The sequence below is a fragment of the Nocardia niigatensis NBRC 100131 genome (assembly GCF_000308655.1).
Lineage (GTDB): Bacteria > Actinomycetota > Actinomycetes > Mycobacteriales > Mycobacteriaceae > Nocardia > Nocardia niigatensis.
In genome coordinates, this window is record NZ_BAGC01000001.1 from 1 (window position 1) to 17,993 (window position 17,993).

Below are 17,993 nucleotides of genomic sequence, written 5' to 3' on the forward strand. Positions count from 1 at the left end.
GGCGGCGCGAGCGGCCGCGAGATGCGCGGGCCCGGCCACCGGGCGCAGTCCGGCGGCGGTCAGATCGCGCGGGTCGAAGCCCGCCGCGTGCCGCTGCAGGATGCGGAATTCGTCGTCGCGGCCGGGCAATTGGACATCCACCTTGAACAGGAACCGGTCCAGCTGCGCCTCCGGCAGCGGATAGGTGCCCTCCTGTTCGATCGGATTCTGGGTGGCGACCACCACGAACGGATCCGGCAGCGGCTGCGGCACGCCGTCCACCGAAACCTGGCGCTCCTCCATGGATTCCAGCAGCGCCGACTGCGTCTTCGGCGGGGTGCGGTTGATCTCGTCGGCCAGCAGCAGGTTGGTGAACACCGGGCCGCGGCGGAAGGTGAACTCGGCCGAGTGCGGATCGTAGATCTGCGACCCGGTCACGTCGCCCGGCATCAGGTCGGGGGTGAACTGGATGCGGGCGTGCTCCAGATCCAGCGCGGTGGCCAGGGCGCGCACCAGCAGCGTCTTGGCCACGCCCGGAACGCCTTCCAGCAGTACGTGGCCGCGGCACAGCAGCGCCAGCACCAGGAACATGACGGCGTGGTCGTTGCCGACGACCGCCTTGCCGATCTCGGCGCGCAGCGCCAGCAGCGCCTGTTGGGCGTCCTGGGCGGTGGGCGTGTGGTTGGTGTCCACCACGTCCTGGGAGAGTTCGGTCACAAGACCTCCGCTTCGATCCATTCGAGTTGTGCGGCCACGAGTTCCAGGGTGGCCCGATCGGTGACCGGGTCGTCCAGGGCGGCGCGGATGACGGCCGGATCCGCGCCGGTGCGGGCACTGATGGCCCCGGCCACCAGTTCCGCGGGGGTGTCGGCGGTGACGCCGAGCACGGGCCGCAGCCGGCGCAGCGAGGCCGCTCGCAGTTTGGCGGCCACGTGTTCGTGATCGCGGGATTTCCGGTACAGCCCGGCCTGTCCGGCCAGCAGCTCGTGCGCCGGGGCCTCCACCGGCAGCGGTTCGCGCACGATGGCGCCGCGGCGGCGGCCCCGCCACCACAGCACGGCGACCCAGGCGATGAGGAACTGCAGGCCGCCGAAGGCCAGCCGGCCCGGCAGCTGCTGGAAGATGGAATCGCTGCCCGCACCGAAGTTCGGCGGCGGCACGTCCGGCCGATCCGGTGGCGTGCTGGGCGGATTCGCGGGCGGCGACGGCGGTTGGGGCGACGGCCCGGACCCGATGTGGGTGAGCGCGTACACCAGCACCGCGACCACCAGTACGGCGGCGATGGCGGCCCAGAAGCGCCAATCCTTCAGCAGCTGCGGCAGTTCCGCGCGCGCCCGATCCTTCTTCTCCTTGGCGGCCTTGGCCTTGCGGATCCGGCGCTGCTCGGTGATCTCGGCGGGTCCGGCCTTGGGGGGCGGCGCGATCGAGTACCGGTCGGCCTGTTCGAGCTGCCGGTACTCGGCCTCGGTGGCGTAGCGGCCGCCGTAGACGACCTCGTCGAAACTGTGTGCCGCCGAGGGCAGTTCGGCCGCGTCCGGGACCGCTGCCCGGGCGGCCCGTGCGGTCTCCTGCGCCGTGCGCGCCCGCTCCTCCTCGAGGATGCCGCGCTGCTCGAGGCCGCGGGTGACGGCCCGGTACCGCTCGCGCAGGGCCGAACCGAAATCGCCTCGCCGGGCGGCCTCCTCGGCCGCGGCCAGGTGCGCGGCGGCCGGGCCCAGCGCGGGCTCGGGCGGGACCTGACCGGTGGAACGCGGTGCGTCGCGCGCGATCTCCGGGCCGGGCGCGCGGTCGACCCCGGTCATCGGCCGCTCCCGCCGGGCACCCGGATGTCACTGCCGGGCACCCGGATGTCCCAGGCCTCGCGACGGCAGCGACGGTCCACGTAGGTGACGACCTGGGCGGCGGACTCCACCAGCTCCGCGATCGCCACGATGAGCAGGGCGGCGCTGATGATCAGCACCGTCACCGTCCAGCGCCGGGTGCCGGAGAACTCGGCGGCGAACTGCGGCAGCGCCAGCAGCGGCACCAGCAGTACGAGCAGCAGCCCGCGCAGATACAGCCACAACCCGACCAGCTGCCATTCGGTCCCGCCCGCGAGCAGTCTCGCGCGCCGGGCAGCGACGCCGTAGGGGGCCGACTGATCGAAGATGACCGGTACCAGCGTGAATCGGCGCCCGCGCAGCCAGGCCAGCCAGATCACCGCGAGGGGCACGGTGAACAGCAGGGGAGTGCCGACGGCCAGCACGCCGATGCCGATGAGTGTGTACATGACCTGATAACCGAGCAGCGGACCGGCTGCCGCGGTCAGCCGCCGCAGCGCCTCGCGCCAGGTCACCGGCCTGCGGTACACCACCGACAACCCGATCGGCACGGTCACCCCGCGGACGAACAGGCGAATCAGCCACGCGCACAGCAGGGTTACCAGCACCGCGCCCCAGAGGGTGCCGCTGTCGGAATTCCCGGTGCCGAGGGCCGCGAGCACCGTGCCCGCGACGGCCACCGTCGAGGCGATCAGCACGGCGACGCCGAGCAGGGCCGCCAGGGTCTTGATCCGTGCCTGGATCAGCGCGAACGGAAGGTCGAGCAGTTCGCGGAACTGCATCGGGCGAATCGGAACAACCACCGGTTCGGCAGAAGTCGGTTCCCCCACCGAGCCGGCCGGCGAACCGACGGAGTCGGCGGCGGTCGGCAACACGCGCCCGAGTCTATCCGGACCAGGGGCTTCGGTCGCCCGATGCGCATCCGGGCGGCGAACTTCGCACCCCCGGTGTCAGCGGCCGTGTGTGTCGGTCTCCAGCAGCCGCGCCACCACCCGGCGATAGAGCTCGGGCTCGATCGGCGGCAGGCCCAGCAGGGCGCGCAGGTAGACCCCGTCGCCGACCAGGCGCACGATCTCGGCCCGCACCGGATCCTCGATCTCGTTGTCCAGGGCCGTCTTCCAGGAACCCATCACCTCGGTGAGGGCGCGGTCGGTCTCCGCCTGCGCGGCGTCCTGCGGCGCGTCGACGCTCCGCATGGCGGCCAGCATCGACCGGTACAGGGCGAGCTCGACCGCATCGGCGTCGTCCTCGGGGTGCGGGGCCTGCAGATACCACTCGGCCACCGAGCGTCCCTGTTCCACCGCGGTTCTCACCTGCTGATCGGCCCGGTCGGTGACCCGGCGGAGCAGTCCGGCCAGCAGGGCGTCCTTGCTCTTGAAGTGATAGAGCAGCCCGCCCTTGGAGACGCCCGCGGCGGCGGCCACGTTCTCCAGGGTCATCTGGGACAGGCCCTTGTCGAGCAGCAGGGTTTCGAGCGCGTCGAGGATCCGGTCGCGGGTGCCGGCGGGATCACGGGTGGTCACGACGGTTGACTGTACCGTCTGGACGGTTCAGGATGCTACTGTACCGTCTGGACGGTTCACCTTCGCGAGAGAAAGCTCATGACCACCACACCGACCGCACGTTCCGGAACTCCCGTGACCATCGACCGGCACACCACACCCGTGTCGCCGAAGGCCCGGCCCAGGGATTGGGCCGGGCTCGGTGTGCTGGCGCTCGCACTGCTGCTCATCTCCGTCGACGCCACCGTGCTCGACCTGGCGGTCCCGTCCATCAGCGCGCACCTCGCGCCGACCACGCCGCAGCTGCTGTGGATCATCGACGTCTACTCGTTCGTGCTCGCCGGCCTGCTGGTCACCATGGGCACCCTCGGCGACCGCATCGGCCGCCGCCGCCTGCTGCTCATCGGCGCGGCCGGATTCGCCGCGGCCTCGGCCCTCGCGGCCTGGGCGATCAGCCCCGAAATGCTCATCGCCGCCCGCGTGCTGCAGGGCGTCGCCGGCGCGACCCTGATGCCCGCCACGCTGGGCCTGATCCGGTCCATGTTCGCCGACGCCCGCCAGCGCACCCTCGCCATCTCGGTCTGGGGCGCCATGGCCGCCTCCGGCGCGGCCTTCGGCCCGCTGCTGGGCGGCTGGATGCTCGAGCACTTCTGGTGGGGCTCGGTCTTCCTGGTGAACCTGCCGGTCATGGCGCTGCTGCTGGTGCTGGCCCCGGTCCTGGTACCGGAGTCGCGCGACCCCCACCCGGGCCGCTTCGACCTGATCAGCGCCGGACTGTCCATGCTGGCCCTCATCCCGATCGTGTACGCGGTCAAGGAGTTCGCGGCCCACGGCCCGAGCCTGAACCTGCTGATCAGCGCCGGTGTCGGCGTGGTCGCGGGCGTGCTGTTCGTGCGTCGCCAGCGCGGCCTGTCCAGCCCGCTCATCGACCTGGACCTGTTCCGCCTGCCCGCCTTCCGGGCCGCCGTGTTCACCAACCTGCTGTCGGTGTTCGCACTGGCGGGCGTGCTGTTCTTCGGCTCGCAATATCTGCAGCTGGTGCTGGGCAGATCGCCACTGGAGGCCGGTCTGCTGCTCGTCCCGGGCACCATCGGCTCCATGCTGGGCGCGCTGGCCGCGGCCTGGCTGGTCCGATACCGGCGTCCGGCAACGGTTCTCGCGGGCTCTCTGGTGACCGTCGCGATCGGCGCGGGTCTCTACTGGCTGCTGCCCACCGACCCCTCGGGCTCGGTGACCCCGTTCATCGTGGGCTTCCTGCTGATCGGCCTGGGTGAGGGCGTGGCCCTGACCGTCTCGGCCGACATGATCGTCAGCACCGCCCCCGAGGCGCGCGCCGGCAATGCCGCCGCCATCTCGGAAACCGCGATGGAGATGGGCATCGCCCTGGGCGTCGCCGTCCTCGGCAGCGCCGTCATGGCCGCCTTCCGCCACGGCCTCGACCTGACCCACGTTCCCTCCGGCCAGGCGGACGCGGCCCGCGAATCCCTGGGCGGCGCAATCGAAATGGCCCACACCCTGCCCCAGCCCGCCGCCACCGAATTGCTGATGTCGGCCCACTCGGCCTTCGTCACCGGCATCCACCTGGCCGCCACGTTCACCGCGGCGATCCTGGTCCTGACGGCCTTCATCGCCTACCGTGCCGCCGGTCGGCGGAGCATGACCGATCGGACGGCCGATCCAGTGACGGATTCGGCCCGCGACTGACACGCGAATTACTGGTAGCGGCTGATCACTGGCCGCCTCGGCGGCCACCCGCCGCCGCCTGATCTCCTTGGGGAGGAAATTCGTGAAGAAGTTCGTTCGTCCTTCGTCGATCGCCGTGTTCGGCGCGCTGGCGGTCTCATTGGCGCTCACCGCCTGTGGTCCCGATACCGGCAGCGGCGTGCAGACCCGGGCCAATGGCGCCGGTCCGTCCGCCGCGCAGAACGGGCCTGCGAAGGTCGGCGACACGGTGACCCTGAAGGGCATGGACGACGGGGCGAAGGCCGATGTCACGCTGTTGAAGGTGGTCGACGCCCCGAACGGCACCGACGACGTCGACGCCGTGCCGGCGGGGAAGCGGTACTACGCGGTGCAGTTCCAGATCAAGAACTCCGGCACCAAGGCGTACGATGACGCGCCCAGCAATGGGGCGAAGGTCATCGACGCTGCCGGACAGGGCTTCCCAACCGTCACGACCTACGCCGACACCACCGCCGGCCCCAACTTCGGGACCATTGTCGATATCGCGCCCGGCGATATGGCGGTCGGCTACCTGGTCTTCGCGGTGCCGGCCGACTCACAGATCACCAAGGTCCAGTTCGGTATGGACAGCGGCGTATCCGGTCACACCGGGCAGTGGATGATCGGCTGACCGTTCTGCCCCGGCGTCGCTGAAAAGGGCTGTGGCCCGGATGTTTCCGTGTTCAACGTGAAACATTCCGGGTCACAGTGGGTTCCGGCGGGTTATTCCCGGCCCTTGCCCGGCGGGAGTTCGCGCGGGCTGCGGTAGTCGAGTTCGGGGTTGCGGCGGGCCGCCAGGGCGTCCTGCTGCGCACCCGCCGGGAGCGGGTGGCCGGGCTCGACCACCTGGCCCTGGGGGAGCGGGGCATAGGCGGGGTACTGGGCGTAGGGCTGATCCACCACGGCCGAGGCCACCCGCTGGGCGTGCACCTGCTGCGGGGCGCCCTGCGGGAGGTAGCCGTACTGGGGCTGGGCGTAGACCTGCTGGTGCTGCGGCTGGGCCGAATCCTCGGAATCCACCGTCACCTTGCGCGTGCGGCGCAGCGTGAAGGTGATCTCCTCGGCCTCCTCGAACGCCTGCCGCACGGTACGCAGCGGATGGGTGGCGGTGTCGATGGCGTTGGCCACGAAGGACGGCACCAGCGGGCGGATCCAGCGGGCGGCGGTATCGGTGAACGGCACCGTCCCGATGATCGGAAGTTCCAGCCCCCCGCCCTTGTTCGCGGGCTCCGCGACCGGCACGGCGGGAACGAGCGCTCCGCCCTGCGGTACGGGGGCGAGCGCCCCGGAGGCGAGCTGGGCGGGCAGGTTCGGCGACTGTGTCACGATCCCCTCCTGGGACACGGTGCTGTCCTTTCGGTCCCCGGCCGCGGATCCGGCGGGGAGTTCCTGTCTGGTGGCACTGTCGAATTCGGCGACCGCGCGCTGGGCGGGCTCGGTGATGCCGATCTCGAAACTGCCGATGGCGGCGATGATGCGGGTGCGCTGCCGTTCCCGGTCGATGGCGGTGTCGGCGTGTGCGGCCAGCCGCGCGGCGGTCAATTGTTGTTCGGCGCGCAGGCTCTCGGTCTCCACCCGCACCTCGGCCTGTTTGACGGCGATGGCGGTGGCGGCGGCCTGGTCGACGCGGTCGGCGGCGGTCCGGACCGCGACACTGCGGTCGAACGCCGTCTCGCCCCGCCACCACCGCAGCAGCAGCGGCAGCAGAGCCAGCACGATCATGAGCATCGACACCGCGAGCCGCAACACGAACGGCCCGACATGGCCCGTGGTGTAGTCGTTCATGGCCACCCAGCGCGCCCCGAGCCCGCGGTCGCCGTCGGTGTAGGCGGCCTTGCGGGCGCTGGTGAGGGCCTTGTCCTTCTCGGTGACCGTGGCGTCGAGCCCGTCCACCCTGCCCTGCGCCGCTGTCAGCTGGTTGCGGGCGTCGTCGAGCATCTGGTTGGCGGTGCGCTCCTCGGGACCGCGGCCGGGCACCCCGGTCTTCGGGATCTGCGCGCAGTCCTGGTTCGGGTTGTACTCGCAGCGCGCGATTCGCAGCGCGGTGGCGACATCGTCCTGCGCCTTGGTGATCTGCTGATCCAGTGCGCCGCGTGCGGCCTTCGCCTGATCCAGGTCGGTGCGCGCGAGTACCACGGCGGGGGCGGATTCCACCGCGTGCTGGGCGTTCTCGTCGAGCAGCCGGTTCACGGTGCCGGAGAACAGGAGGGTGCAGGCCAGCTCGGCGACCAGCACGCCGGCGAGTCCGGCCACCGCGATGCGACCACCGAATTCGGCTACCGCGCGGCGATCGTCCCTGCGGTCGGGCGTGGCGGTGGTGGCCAGCGCCCGTGCCACGGCCCCCAGCAGCGCGGTCGCGATGAGCGCGATCGCCACGATGGCGAGGACCGGCCAGCGGGCCGCTCCGGTCGCCGCGGCGGTGACCGCGCCCGCGGTGGCCGCGAACAGCGCCACCACGGCGCCGGTAACGGTGTAGCCGCCGCGTTCGGGCCCGTCGGTGAGCTGCGGTTCTGCGCCGCCCAGCCAGACCAGCAGTGCGCCGAGTCCGGCTGACCCGGGGATATGGTGAACGGTCATGGGAGTTCACATCCTCTGAGTCCCGGGTGATTCGGCTTATCGAAACCGTCGCTGATTCGTTGTCTCAGCGTGACAGGCGGACGCCTGTTCCATCGACCGCGGCGGCTGGTATGTGGCCAGGCTCACATCGGCGCGTTTCAGGTGCCTGACGTGGTGTTGGTCACGCGCGGATCTGGCCCGGGGTCGGTCGAAGGCCCGGCCTGAAGGCAGATTTCCGGTTTGCTGAAGGTGTGCTACACCCCACATTCAGGAAAAATTCCGTACGGTCCGCAGGTTGCGCACCCATGTCTCCCGAGCGGCCGCCACGGCGACGGAACTTGTCCGGAAAGTTAGGCGCCTAACGCCCGGTTTGCCGGATCCCCTGGTGGGGAAATCTGTCTCATTGCAGGTGGGAGGCAGTCTGGAGCTGCGCTGGACGGCCCGGTCCGGAGTCCTCGCGTGCCTGCGTGACAGTGGCGAACTCAACTGAAACGCACCTGCACCCCTGCTTTACACTGGAGAACGCGCGTGTGTTGGAGGACCGATGAAGAAGCCCAGCTAGAAGCTGGAATTAGTGCAACCTAAGTTGGTTGGGCTCCAGTCCTGACTTATCGTTTGCTCTTACGCCGAACTACACAATTCGGCATATCTCCCCATACAGTCAGAGGCCCGATCGGTGCTCAGCCTAGCGGGCGAGAACTGCGCGGTGTGTAGCGAAGACGTAAGGGTTCCGTTACCACCGAGCACCCGACTAGGTAATCGAAGCGGGTGGACAACTGCAAAGTTGACTGCACGGAATGACCATCAGCGCCGCTGGTCTCCGAAACGTCCGGACGCAGTCCAGACCGGAGGCGTTCGACGAAGGCCGCATTCTTCGAAGGCCTGTTTTTTGTGAAGGCAGAGGCATGACGCAACTTCCTGGCCACAGGTCCCCTGGACCCATCGGGCTCTATGACCCGGCGAATGAGCATGACGCGTGTGGTGTCGCATTCGTCGTCGACATGCACGGCCGCCGCAGCCGCGACATCGTCGACAAGGCTATTACGGCATTGCTGAACCTGGAGCACCGTGGTGCCGCCGGTGCCGAACCCAACTCGGGTGACGGCGCGGGCATCCTCATCCAGCTCCCGGACAAGTTCTTCCGTGCTGTCGTCGACTTCGAGCTCCCCGCCGAAGGTTCGTACGCGACCGGTATCGCTTTCCTGCCGCAGGCCCGCCGTGAGGCCGCCCGCGCCGGGTACGGCGTCGAGAAGATCGTGCGCGAGGAGGGCCTCGAGGTCCTCGGCTGGCGCGAGGTCCCGATCGACGGGTCGTCGCTGGGCGCGCTGTCGCGCGACGCCATGCCGACCTTCCGGCAGATCTTCATCGCCTCGCCCAAGGGCGGCGCCGAGCAGCTCTCCGGTATGGACCTGGAGCGCCGCGCCTATGTCATCCGCAAGCGCATCGAGCACGAGCTCGGCAAGTCGGGTGCCGGCGAGGGCGCGACCGGCAAGGAGTCGGTCTACTTCCCGAGCCTGTCCGGCGAGACCTTCGTCTACAAGGGCATGTTCACCACCCCGCAGCTGCGGGCGTTCTACCTGGACCTGCAGGACGACCGGGTCGAGTCCGCGCTGGGCATCGTGCACTCGCGCTTCTCCACCAACACCTTCCCGTCGTGGCCGCTGGCGCACCCGTTCCGGCGCGTCGCCCACAACGGTGAGATCAACACCGTCTCCGGCAACGAGAACTGGATGCGCGCGCGTGAGGCGCTGCTGAACTCGAACGTGTTCGGCACCGACTCCGAGGGCAACAACCGCCTGGAGAAGATCTTCCCGGTCTGCACCCCGGGCGCATCCGACACCGCGCGCTTCGACGAGGTGCTCGAGCTGCTGCACCTGGGTGGCCGCAGCCTGCCGCACGCCGTGCTCATGATGATTCCGGAGGCGTGGGAGCGCCACGAGTCCATGACCCCGGAGCAGCGCGCGTTCTACCGCTACCACTCCTTCCTCATGGAGCCCTGGGACGGTCCGGCCTCGGTGTGCTTCACCGACGGCACGGTCGTCGGCGCGGTGCTGGACCGCAACGGTCTGCGCCCCGGCCGCATCTGGGTCACCGAGGACGGTCTGGTCGTGCTGGCCTCCGAGGTCGGCGTGCTCGACATCGACCCGGCCAAGGTCGTCTACAAGAAGCGCCTGCAGCCCGGCCACATGTTCCTGGTCGACACCTCGCAGGGCCGCATCATCAGCGACGACGAGGTCAAGTCCTCGCTGGCCGCCGAGTTCCCGTACCAGCAGTGGCTGGACGAGGGCCCGACCAAGCTCAGCGACCTGCCCGACCGTCCGCACGTGCACATGTCGCACGACCGCGTGCTGATCCGCCAGCAGATCTTCGGGTACACCACCGAGGAGCTGAACCTGCTGGTATCGCCGATGGCGCAGACCGGCGGCGAGGCGCTCGGCTCGATGGGCACCGACACCCCGATCGCGGTGCTGTCGGCGCGGCCGCGCCTGCTGTTCGACTACTTCTCGCAGCTGTTCGCGCAGGTCACCAACCCGCCGCTGGACGCCATCCGCGAAGAGGTCGTGACCTCGCTGCGCAGCATGGTCGGCCCGGAGGCCGACCTGCTGAACCCGGGACCGGAGTCCTGTAGTCAGATCACCCTGACCCAGCCGATCCTGGACAACGACGAGCTTTCCAAGCTGGTCCACATCAACGACGACGGCTCGCGTCCCGAACTGCGTTCGGTCGTGGTGCACGGCCTGTACCCGGTCAAGAAGGGCGGCAAGGGGCTGCGCAAGGCCATCGAGGCCGTGCAGCGTCAGGTCTCGGCGGCCATCGACGGCGGCGCGCGCATCATCGTGCTGTCCGACCGCGAATCCAACGAGAAGCTGGCCCCGATCCCGTCGCTGCTGCTGACCGCCGCGGTGCACCACCACCTGGTCCGGGAACGCACCCGCACCAAGGTCGGCCTGGTCATCGAGGCCGGTGACGCCCGCGAGGTGCACCACATGGCCATGCTGGTCGGCTTCGGCGCGGCGGCCATCAACCCGTACATGGCGTTCGAGTCCATCGAGGACATGCTGGAGCGCGGCGCGCTGCAGATGCCGGGCAGCACCGGTGATCACGCGGCCGACTTCAAGAAGGCCGTCTACAACTACAACAAGGCGGCCGGCAAGGGCGTGCTGAAGGTGATGTCCAAGATGGGCATCTCCACCATCGCCTCCTACCGTGGCGCGCAGCTGTTCCAGGTTGTCGGCCTGTCGCAGGAGTTGGTGGACGAGTACTTCACCGGCCTGCGTTCGCCGCTGAACGGCATCGGCCTCGACGACATCGCGGACGAGGTCGCGCAGCGGCACCGGGTCGCGTTCCTGGAGAACCGCAACGAGCGTGCGCACCGCGAGCTCGAGATCGGCGGCGAGTACCAGTGGCGTCGTGAGGGCGAGTACCACCTGTTCAACCCGGACACGGTATTCAAGCTGCAGCACGCCACCCGCTCGGGCCAGTACAAGGTCTTCAAGGAGTACACGAAGCTGGTCGACGACCAGTCGGAGCGGCTGGCCTCGCTGCGCGGTCTGTTCAAGTTCAAGTCCGAGCACCGCAACCCGATCTCGATCGACGAGGTCGAGCCGGCGTCGGAGATCGTGAAGCGCTTCTCGACCGGTGCGATGAGCTACGGCTCCATCTCGGCCGAGGCCCACGAGACCCTGGCCATCGCCATGAACCGCCTCGGCGGCCGCTCGAACTCCGGCGAGGGCGGCGAGCACCCGGCGCGCTTCGAGCCGGAGGAGAGCGGCGACTGGCGTCGTTCCGCGATCAAGCAGGTGGCCTCGGGCCGCTTCGGCGTGACCGCGCACTACCTGACCAACTGCACCGACATCCAGATCAAGATGGCGCAGGGCGCGAAGCCCGGTGAGGGCGGCCAGCTTCCGGCGCACAAGGTGTACCCGTGGGTCGCCGAGGTCCGGCACTCCACCCCGGGTGTCGGCCTGATCTCGCCGCCGCCGCACCACGACATCTACTCGATCGAGGATCTGGCGCAGCTGATCCACGACCTGAAGAACGCGAACCCGCAGGCGCGGATTCACGTGAAACTGGTCGCGGAGCCGGGCGTCGGCACCGTCGCCGCGGGTGTCTCCAAGGCGCACGCGGACGTGGTGCTGATCTCGGGTCACGATGGTGGCACCGGCGCCTCGCCGCTGACCTCGCTGAAGCACGCGGGTGGCCCCTGGGAGCTCGGCCTGGCCGAGACCCAGCAGACTCTGCTGCTCAACGGTCTGCGCGACCGCATCGTGGTGCAGGTCGACGGTCAGATGAAGACCGGCCGCGACGTCATGATCGCCGCGCTGCTGGGCGCCGAGGAGTACGGTTTCGCGACCGCTCCGCTGGTGGTCTCGGGCTGCATCATGATGCGCGTCTGCCACCTCGACACCTGCCCGGTCGGCGTCGCGACCCAGAACCCGGTGCTGCGTGAGCGTTTCACCGGCAAGCCGGAGTTCGTCGAGAACTTCATGCTCTACATCGCCGAGGAAGTGCGGGAGCTGCTGGCGTCACTGGGTCTGCGGACCCTGGACGAGGCCATCGGCCGGGTCGACCTGCTCGACACCACCGCCGCCAAGGCGCACTGGAAGGCCGCCAAGCTGGACCTGTCGCCGATCCTCGACGACGTCGAGACGGCGTTCATGTTCCAGGACCGCCGCCGCACCAAGGACCAGGACCACGGCCTGGACAAGGCGCTGGACAACGAGCTCATCGCGCAGTCCGCGGACGCGCTGGAGCGCGGCAAGCCGGTCAAGTTCGAATCCAAGATCACGAACGTGAACCGGACCGTCGGCACCATGCTCGGCCACGAGGTCACCAAGCTCTACGGCGGAGTCGGCCTGCCGGACAACACCATCGACATCACGTTCACCGGTTCCGCCGGTAACTCGTTCGGTGCGTTCGTCCCGGCCGGTATCACCCTGCGGGTGGTCGGCGACGCGAACGACTACGTCGGCAAGGGTCTTTCGGGTGGCCGCATCACGGTGCGCCCGTCCGATGACGCGCCGGCGGAGTTCGTCGCGGAGCAGAACATCATCGCGGGCAACGTGATCCTGTTCGGCGCCACCAGCGGCCAGGCGTTCCTGCGCGGTGTGGCCGGCGAGCGCTTCGCGGTCCGCAACTCGGGCGCGACCGCGGTCGTCGAGGGTGTGGGCGACCACGCCTGCGAGTACATGACCGGTGGCCGCGTGGTCATCCTCGGCGAGACCGGCCGCAACTTCGGCGCCGGTATGTCGGGCGGTATCGCGTACGTCTACAACCCGAACGGCACCTTCGAGGCCAACCTCAACACCGAACTGGTCGATCTCGAGCAGCTGTCGGCCGAGGACGCGCAGATCCTGCACGACATCGTGGTCCAGCATCGCGACGAGACCGGATCGGCCGTCGCCGAACAGATCCTGGGCGACTGGTCGCAGCAGGTGACCAAGTTCGTGAAGGTCATGCCGCGCGACTACAAGAAGGTCCTGCTCGCCATCTCCGAGGCCGAGAAGGCCGGCCGGAACGTGGACGAAGCCATCATGGAGGCGGCACGTGGGTAACTACGCACGTTCGCAGGCGTGGACGAAGCGCTGTGACCATTCAAGGCGGCACGTGGGTAACTACGCACCTTCGCAGGCGTGGACGAAGCGCTGTGACCATTCGAGGCAGCTCGTGGCTGACCTCACCTTTGCGGTGCAACGCAGCACCACCGTTGTTCCGTGCGCGCAGCGCATTAGTCAGGAGTTCGTAAATGGGTGACGCACAAGGCTTCCTGAAGCACACTTCCCGGGAACTGCCCAAGCGCCGTCCGGTTCCGCTGCGACTGCTGGACTGGAAAGAGGTCTACGAGGACAAGTTCTCCCACGAGACCCTGCAGAAGCAGGCCAGCCGCTGCATGGACTGCGGTATCCCGTTCTGCCACAACGGCTGTCCGCTCGGGAACCTGATTCCCGAGTGGAACGACCTGGTGTACAAGGGCGCGTGGAGGGAGTCGTTCGATCGGCTGCACGCGACCAACAACTTCCCGGAGTTCACCGGCCGCCTGTGCCCGGCTCCGTGTGAGGCGTCCTGCGTCCTGGGCATCAACCAGGACCCGGTGACCATCAAGCAGGTCGAGGTCGAGATCATCGAGAACGGTTTCGACGAGGGCTGGGTCACCCCGGCCTACCCGACCCGTCTCACCGGCAAGCGCATCGCGGTCGTCGGCTCCGGCCCAGCGGGCCTGGCCGCCGCCCAGCAGCTGACCCGGGCCGGCCACACCGTGACCGTGTTCGAGCGCGACGACCGCATCGGCGGCCTGCTGCGCTACGGCATCCCGGAATTCAAGATGGAGAAGCGCTTCATCGACCGCCGCATCGCGCAGATGGAGGCCGAGGGCACCATCTTCAAGACCGGTGTGAACGTGGGTGTGGACATCACCGCCGAGCAGCTGCGCGAGCAGTTCGACGCGGTTGTGCTCGCCGGTGGCGCCACCATCGCGCGTGACCTGCCGATCCCGGGCCGCGACCTGGACGGCATCCACCAGGCCATGGAGTTCCTGCCGCTGGCCAACCGGGTGCAGCTGGGCGATCCGATCACCGACGAGGACGGCCTGCCGCGTATCAACGCGCGGGGCAAGAAGGTCGTCATCATCGGTGGCGGTGACACCGGCGCGGACTGCCTGGGCACCTCGCACCGTCAGGGCGCGGAGTCGATCCACCAGTTCGAGATCATGCCGCGGCCACCGGAGCAGCGGGCCGCCTCGACCCCGTGGCCGACCTACCCGCTGATGTACCGCGTCTCCTCGGCGCACGAGGAGGGCGGCGAGCGCGTGTTCTCCGTCAACACCGAGCGTTTCACCGGTGCCGACGGCAAGGTCACCGGCCTGCAGGCGCACGAGGTGACGATGGTCAACGGCCGCTTCGAGAAGGTCGAGGGCACCGACTTCACCCTCGAGGCCGATCTGGTGCTGCTGGCCATGGGCTTCGTCGGACCGCAGAAGAACGGTCTGCTCGAGGGCCTGGGCGTGGGCTACGACCAGCGCGGAAATGTCATGCGCGACAAGGAGTGGGCCACCACGGTGCCCGGTGTCTTCGTCGCCGGTGACATGGGCCGCGGTCAGTCGCTGATCGTGTGGGCGATCGCCGAGGGTCGCGCGTGCGCGTCCGCGGTGGACAAGTACCTGGAGGGTGAGACGGCGCTGCCGTCCCCGATCACCCCGACCATGGTCGCTCAGCGCTGATCCGAAACCTGAAGAGCGCTCCCGGACTTCGGTCCGGGAGCGCTTTTGTTATGCCGGGAAAGGATCTGAAATGTGTACTAGTCAGTAACCGGGAGTAGTTTTTCCAAACCCTGGACAAGGGACCAGTTACACCTGTTTACTTACTCCCCGTGTGGAGTCCACCCTCCGAGTCGTCCGCAGCGCTCGGTAAGTATGGATCGGTCCCGGAGGATCTCGGGACACTTGGAGGAAAATATGTTCCGTAATCGCCGTGCGGCCGCAATCGCGACCTCTGCCGCAATGGTTTTCGCGGGTATGAGCATGACCGCGCTGGAGACCGGCGTCGCGTCCGCTGATTCGACTTGTGCCCTGAGCTCGCATGCCACCAAGAACGACATCAGCACCGTCGGCATCACCATGACCTACGACAAGAGCGCCAACCTCGACTCGATCGGCGTCGGCACCACGGTCACCTACAAGGTCGTCGTCGGCACCACGGGCATCGGTAACCCGTACGTCAACACCATCACCGACTACCCGCCGTCGGGCTTCGGCACGCCGGTCAAGGCCAGCATCACCGCCTACCACCTGGCCGGCGGCCAGCGCACCGAGGACGTCACCCCGGAGCCGAACGGCGGCGGCTGGAAGGTGACCAGCACGGGCTGGTTCGTGAACTCCGGCAACCCGGTGACCCTCGACATCACCTACCCGGTGCCGACCAACCTCTCGCCCGGTCAGCAGGTCACCAGCGGTGGCATCGGCGTCGCCGGCACCGTCGGCGTCAGCAACGAGCTCCCCAACCTGACCGCGTGCTTCACCGCTCGCGCCAACACCGTCGGGGAGAGCGCGCTGGGCAGCCTGAACAACAACGGCCTCGGCTCGGCCGACGGCCAGCTCAGCTCGACCGGTTCGCTCAGCACGATCCTGTCGGACGCGATCCGCAAGTACATCGGCAGCTGATTTCCGGCCGGGCCGATTCGATCGATAGGAACAACCGCACCGATGCGCACGCGTAAGTCACCGGCACTCGCCGCGATCGCGGGCCTGGCGTTCTCGCTGGCCCTCTCGTTGTCGCCGGCGGCCATCGGTACGGCCACCGCGGATTCCCCGGATTCCGCTGGGCCCCATCTGGTGTCGATCGATCGGCCCGGGCAGCGGCAGGAAGAGATCAAGGTCTATTCGGCCGCGATGGACCGGGTGATTCCGCTTCAGGTCCTGACGGCATTCGACAACAGCGTGCCGCGGCCGACCCTGTATCTCCTGAATGGCGCGGGTGGCGGCGAGGACGCCGCCACCTGGTATCGGCAAACCGATATCGTGCAATTCTTCTCCGACAAGAATGTGAATGTGGTATCGCCGGTCGGCGGTAAATTCTCGTATTACACCGACTGGCAGCAGGATGACCCGAGTCTGGGCCGCCAGAAATGGGAGACGTTCCTGACCGCCGAACTGCCGCCGATCATCGATCGGGTACTGGGCACCTCGGGCGCGAACGCGATCGCCGGCGTCTCCATGTCCGCGACCTCCGCGTTGAATCTCGCGATACTCGCACCGGATCGGTACCGGGCCGTCGCCGCCTACAGCGGCTGCGCCTCCACCGCGGACGACAACAGCCGCAAGTACATCCAGATGGTGCTGGACCGCGGTGACGCCGATTCCCGCAATATGTGGGGTGCGGCCGGCGACCCGGACTGGGCGCGGCACGACGCGGTGATCAATGCCGAGGCGCTGCGCGGGAAGGCGCTGTTCATCTCCAGCTCGACCGGCCTGCCCGGCCCCATGGACACGCTGGACTCGCCGTCGATCGCGGGACGCCCGGCGGCGCTGGCCAATCAGATCATCCTGGGCGGTGTGATCGAGGCCGCGACCAACGCGTGCACGCATCAGCTCGCGGACCGCCTCGGGCAGTTGGGAATCCCCGCGCAGGTCGAATTCCGCCCGGCCGGAACGCATTCCTGGCGATACTGGGAGGACGCCCTGCATCGGTCGTGGCCGATGCTCGAGGCGGCATTGCAGTGACGAGCTCCGAAGCCTGTCCGGCGGTGCAACTTTCGGCCGGAAATCGGACGTCTTCGCCGACTCGCCTGGCATAGCCGAATACCCCCCTTTATGCTTGGCGGCGGTGTGTCGCCGACCTCGTGATGCAGTCTGCTTCGATCAACTCATACGGGGCGGTTACGTCGGTTAACCCACAGTGCACCGGACTGTCATCCGGCGACCGCACCATGATCGGGAATCGGGACGCGAAACCTGTCCCGGCACAAGCGGGAACTGGAGCAGTATGCGGTTGAAGAATGTTGTCGCCGCTGCAGGGGCAGCGGCGAGCGTGCTCATGTCTGGAGTCGTCCTGGGCAGCGGTCCCGCGATGGCCGACCCCGGTGCGGGCTGCCCGAGTCTGTACACGGTCGCCGTGCCCGGCACCTGGGAGACCGGCCACGACAAGGACCCCAAACCCGGCATGCTGGCCGCGGTGACGAACGGCTTGCCCGGTGAGGTCGACTACGTGACCTACGCGGCCACCGCCTTCCCCTGGGAGGGCGACGTCTACGCCGCCTCCAAGAAGGAGGCCGTCGACAATGCCCGAGGTCTGGTGCAGGACATGGGCGCTCGCTGCCCGGGCACCAAGATCGCGATCACCGGCTACAGCCAGGGCGCCGACGCGGCCGGCGATCTCGCCGCCGAGATCGGCAGCGGCCACGGCGTGGTGCCACCGGACCGCATCGCGGCGGTCGCGCTGATCTCCGATCCGCGTCGTTCGCCCACCGACGCCCAGGTCGGCCCGAGCGCTCCCGGCGCGGGTGCGGGCGGGGCGCGCGTCGGCGGCTTCGGCTGGATCAGCGACAAGGTGCGCACCGTGTGCGCCATCGGCGACCTGTACTGCTCCACCGAGGAGACCGACTTCCTCACGCGCTTCGCGGGTTTCCTGGCGCAGTCGTCGAATCCGAACAACTTCAACCTGTGGCAGACCCAGCTCGAACTCGGGTCGATCCTCAACGACCTGATGGCGCAGGGCGGTCTGCCGACGCTGCAGGCCCAGCTGGCCGACGGTCCGGACAGCGAGTACGCGCATCAGCTCGAGCAGTTCTACCGCAGCGGCAAGCACACCAGCTACGGCAGCTACGGGGTCGGCGGCGGTCAGACCGCACTGACCTGGATGCACAACTGGATCGTGACCAACGCCTAGTCGCGAAGGCCCGGACGATGATCCGGGCCCGCGAG

Annotated in this window: 12 protein-coding genes; 7 read left to right on the plus strand and 5 right to left on the minus strand. The window is 68.6% G+C overall.

Annotated elements, in window-relative coordinates; translation table 11 throughout:
* From ON33_RS00005 to ON33_RS00020, 4 genes are all read right to left on the minus strand, one after another.
* The coding region (locus tag ON33_RS00005; protein WP_245550234.1) for an AAA family ATPase at positions 1 to 696 on the minus strand (696 nt) is incomplete at its 3' end.
* Complete coding sequence (locus tag ON33_RS00010; RefSeq protein WP_083868481.1) at positions 693 to 1,781, minus strand: DUF4129 domain-containing protein; 1,089 nt, start codon at positions 1,779 to 1,781, stop codon at positions 693 to 695. The genes ON33_RS00010 and ON33_RS00005, both read right to left, overlap by 4 nt.
* Entirely contained in the window at positions 1,778 to 2,581 is an 804-nt protein-coding gene (locus ON33_RS00015; protein WP_040853605.1) for a hypothetical protein, read from the minus strand. Before ON33_RS00015 ends, ON33_RS00010 begins: the two co-directional genes overlap by 4 nt.
* A gap of 168 nt (positions 2,582 to 2,749) precedes the next feature.
* On the minus strand, positions 2,750 to 3,322 hold the full coding sequence (locus tag ON33_RS00020) for a TetR/AcrR family transcriptional regulator (RefSeq protein WP_040853486.1): 573 nt from the start codon (positions 3,320 to 3,322) through the stop codon (positions 2,750 to 2,752).
* 78 nt (positions 3,323 to 3,400) lie between these two features.
* On the opposite strand from ON33_RS00020, the gene ON33_RS00025 reads away from it, so the two are divergent.
* Complete coding sequence (locus ON33_RS00025) at positions 3,401 to 5,005, plus strand: MFS transporter (protein WP_083868482.1); 1,605 nt, start codon at positions 3,401 to 3,403, stop codon at positions 5,003 to 5,005.
* 82 nt (positions 5,006 to 5,087) lie between these two features.
* Positions 5,088 to 5,654: a DUF4352 domain-containing protein gene (locus ON33_RS00030; RefSeq protein WP_157184344.1), complete on the plus strand. Its 567-nt coding sequence runs from the start codon at positions 5,088 to 5,090 to the stop codon at positions 5,652 to 5,654.
* 92 nt (positions 5,655 to 5,746) lie between these two features.
* Here ON33_RS00030 and ON33_RS00035 read toward each other — a convergent pair whose 3' ends face one another.
* Positions 5,747 to 7,600: a DUF4407 domain-containing protein gene (locus ON33_RS00035; protein WP_051151469.1), complete on the minus strand. Its 1,854-nt coding sequence runs from the start codon at positions 7,598 to 7,600 to the stop codon at positions 5,747 to 5,749.
* Positions 7,601 to 8,484: 884 nt separating this feature from the next.
* Here ON33_RS00035 and gltB point away from each other — a divergent pair.
* The 5 genes from gltB (at position 8,485) to ON33_RS00060 (ending at position 17,958) form a co-directional block, all read left to right on the plus strand.
* A complete protein-coding gene (gene gltB / locus ON33_RS00040; protein ID WP_040853488.1) occupies positions 8,485 to 13,134 on the plus strand; it encodes a glutamate synthase large subunit in 4,650 nt (1,549 codons plus the stop codon).
* Between the two features lie 191 nt (positions 13,135 to 13,325).
* Positions 13,326 to 14,795: a glutamate synthase subunit beta gene (locus ON33_RS00045; protein WP_040853489.1), complete on the plus strand. Its 1,470-nt coding sequence runs from the start codon at positions 13,326 to 13,328 to the stop codon at positions 14,793 to 14,795.
* A gap of 294 nt (positions 14,796 to 15,089) precedes the next feature.
* Positions 15,090 to 15,734 (plus strand): hypothetical protein, encoded by a 645-nt coding sequence (locus ON33_RS00050; protein WP_245550235.1) that lies wholly within the window; start codon positions 15,090 to 15,092, stop codon positions 15,732 to 15,734.
* A gap of 42 nt (positions 15,735 to 15,776) precedes the next feature.
* Positions 15,777 to 16,793, plus strand: a complete 1,017-nt coding sequence (locus ON33_RS00055) for an alpha/beta hydrolase (RefSeq protein WP_040853491.1) — start codon at positions 15,777 to 15,779, stop codon at positions 16,791 to 16,793.
* A 313-nt stretch (positions 16,794 to 17,106) separates the two neighbouring features.
* Positions 17,107 to 17,958 (plus strand): cutinase family protein, encoded by an 852-nt coding sequence (locus tag ON33_RS00060; protein WP_245550236.1) that lies wholly within the window; start codon positions 17,107 to 17,109, stop codon positions 17,956 to 17,958.
* Positions 17,959 to 17,993: the final 35 nt, after the last annotated feature.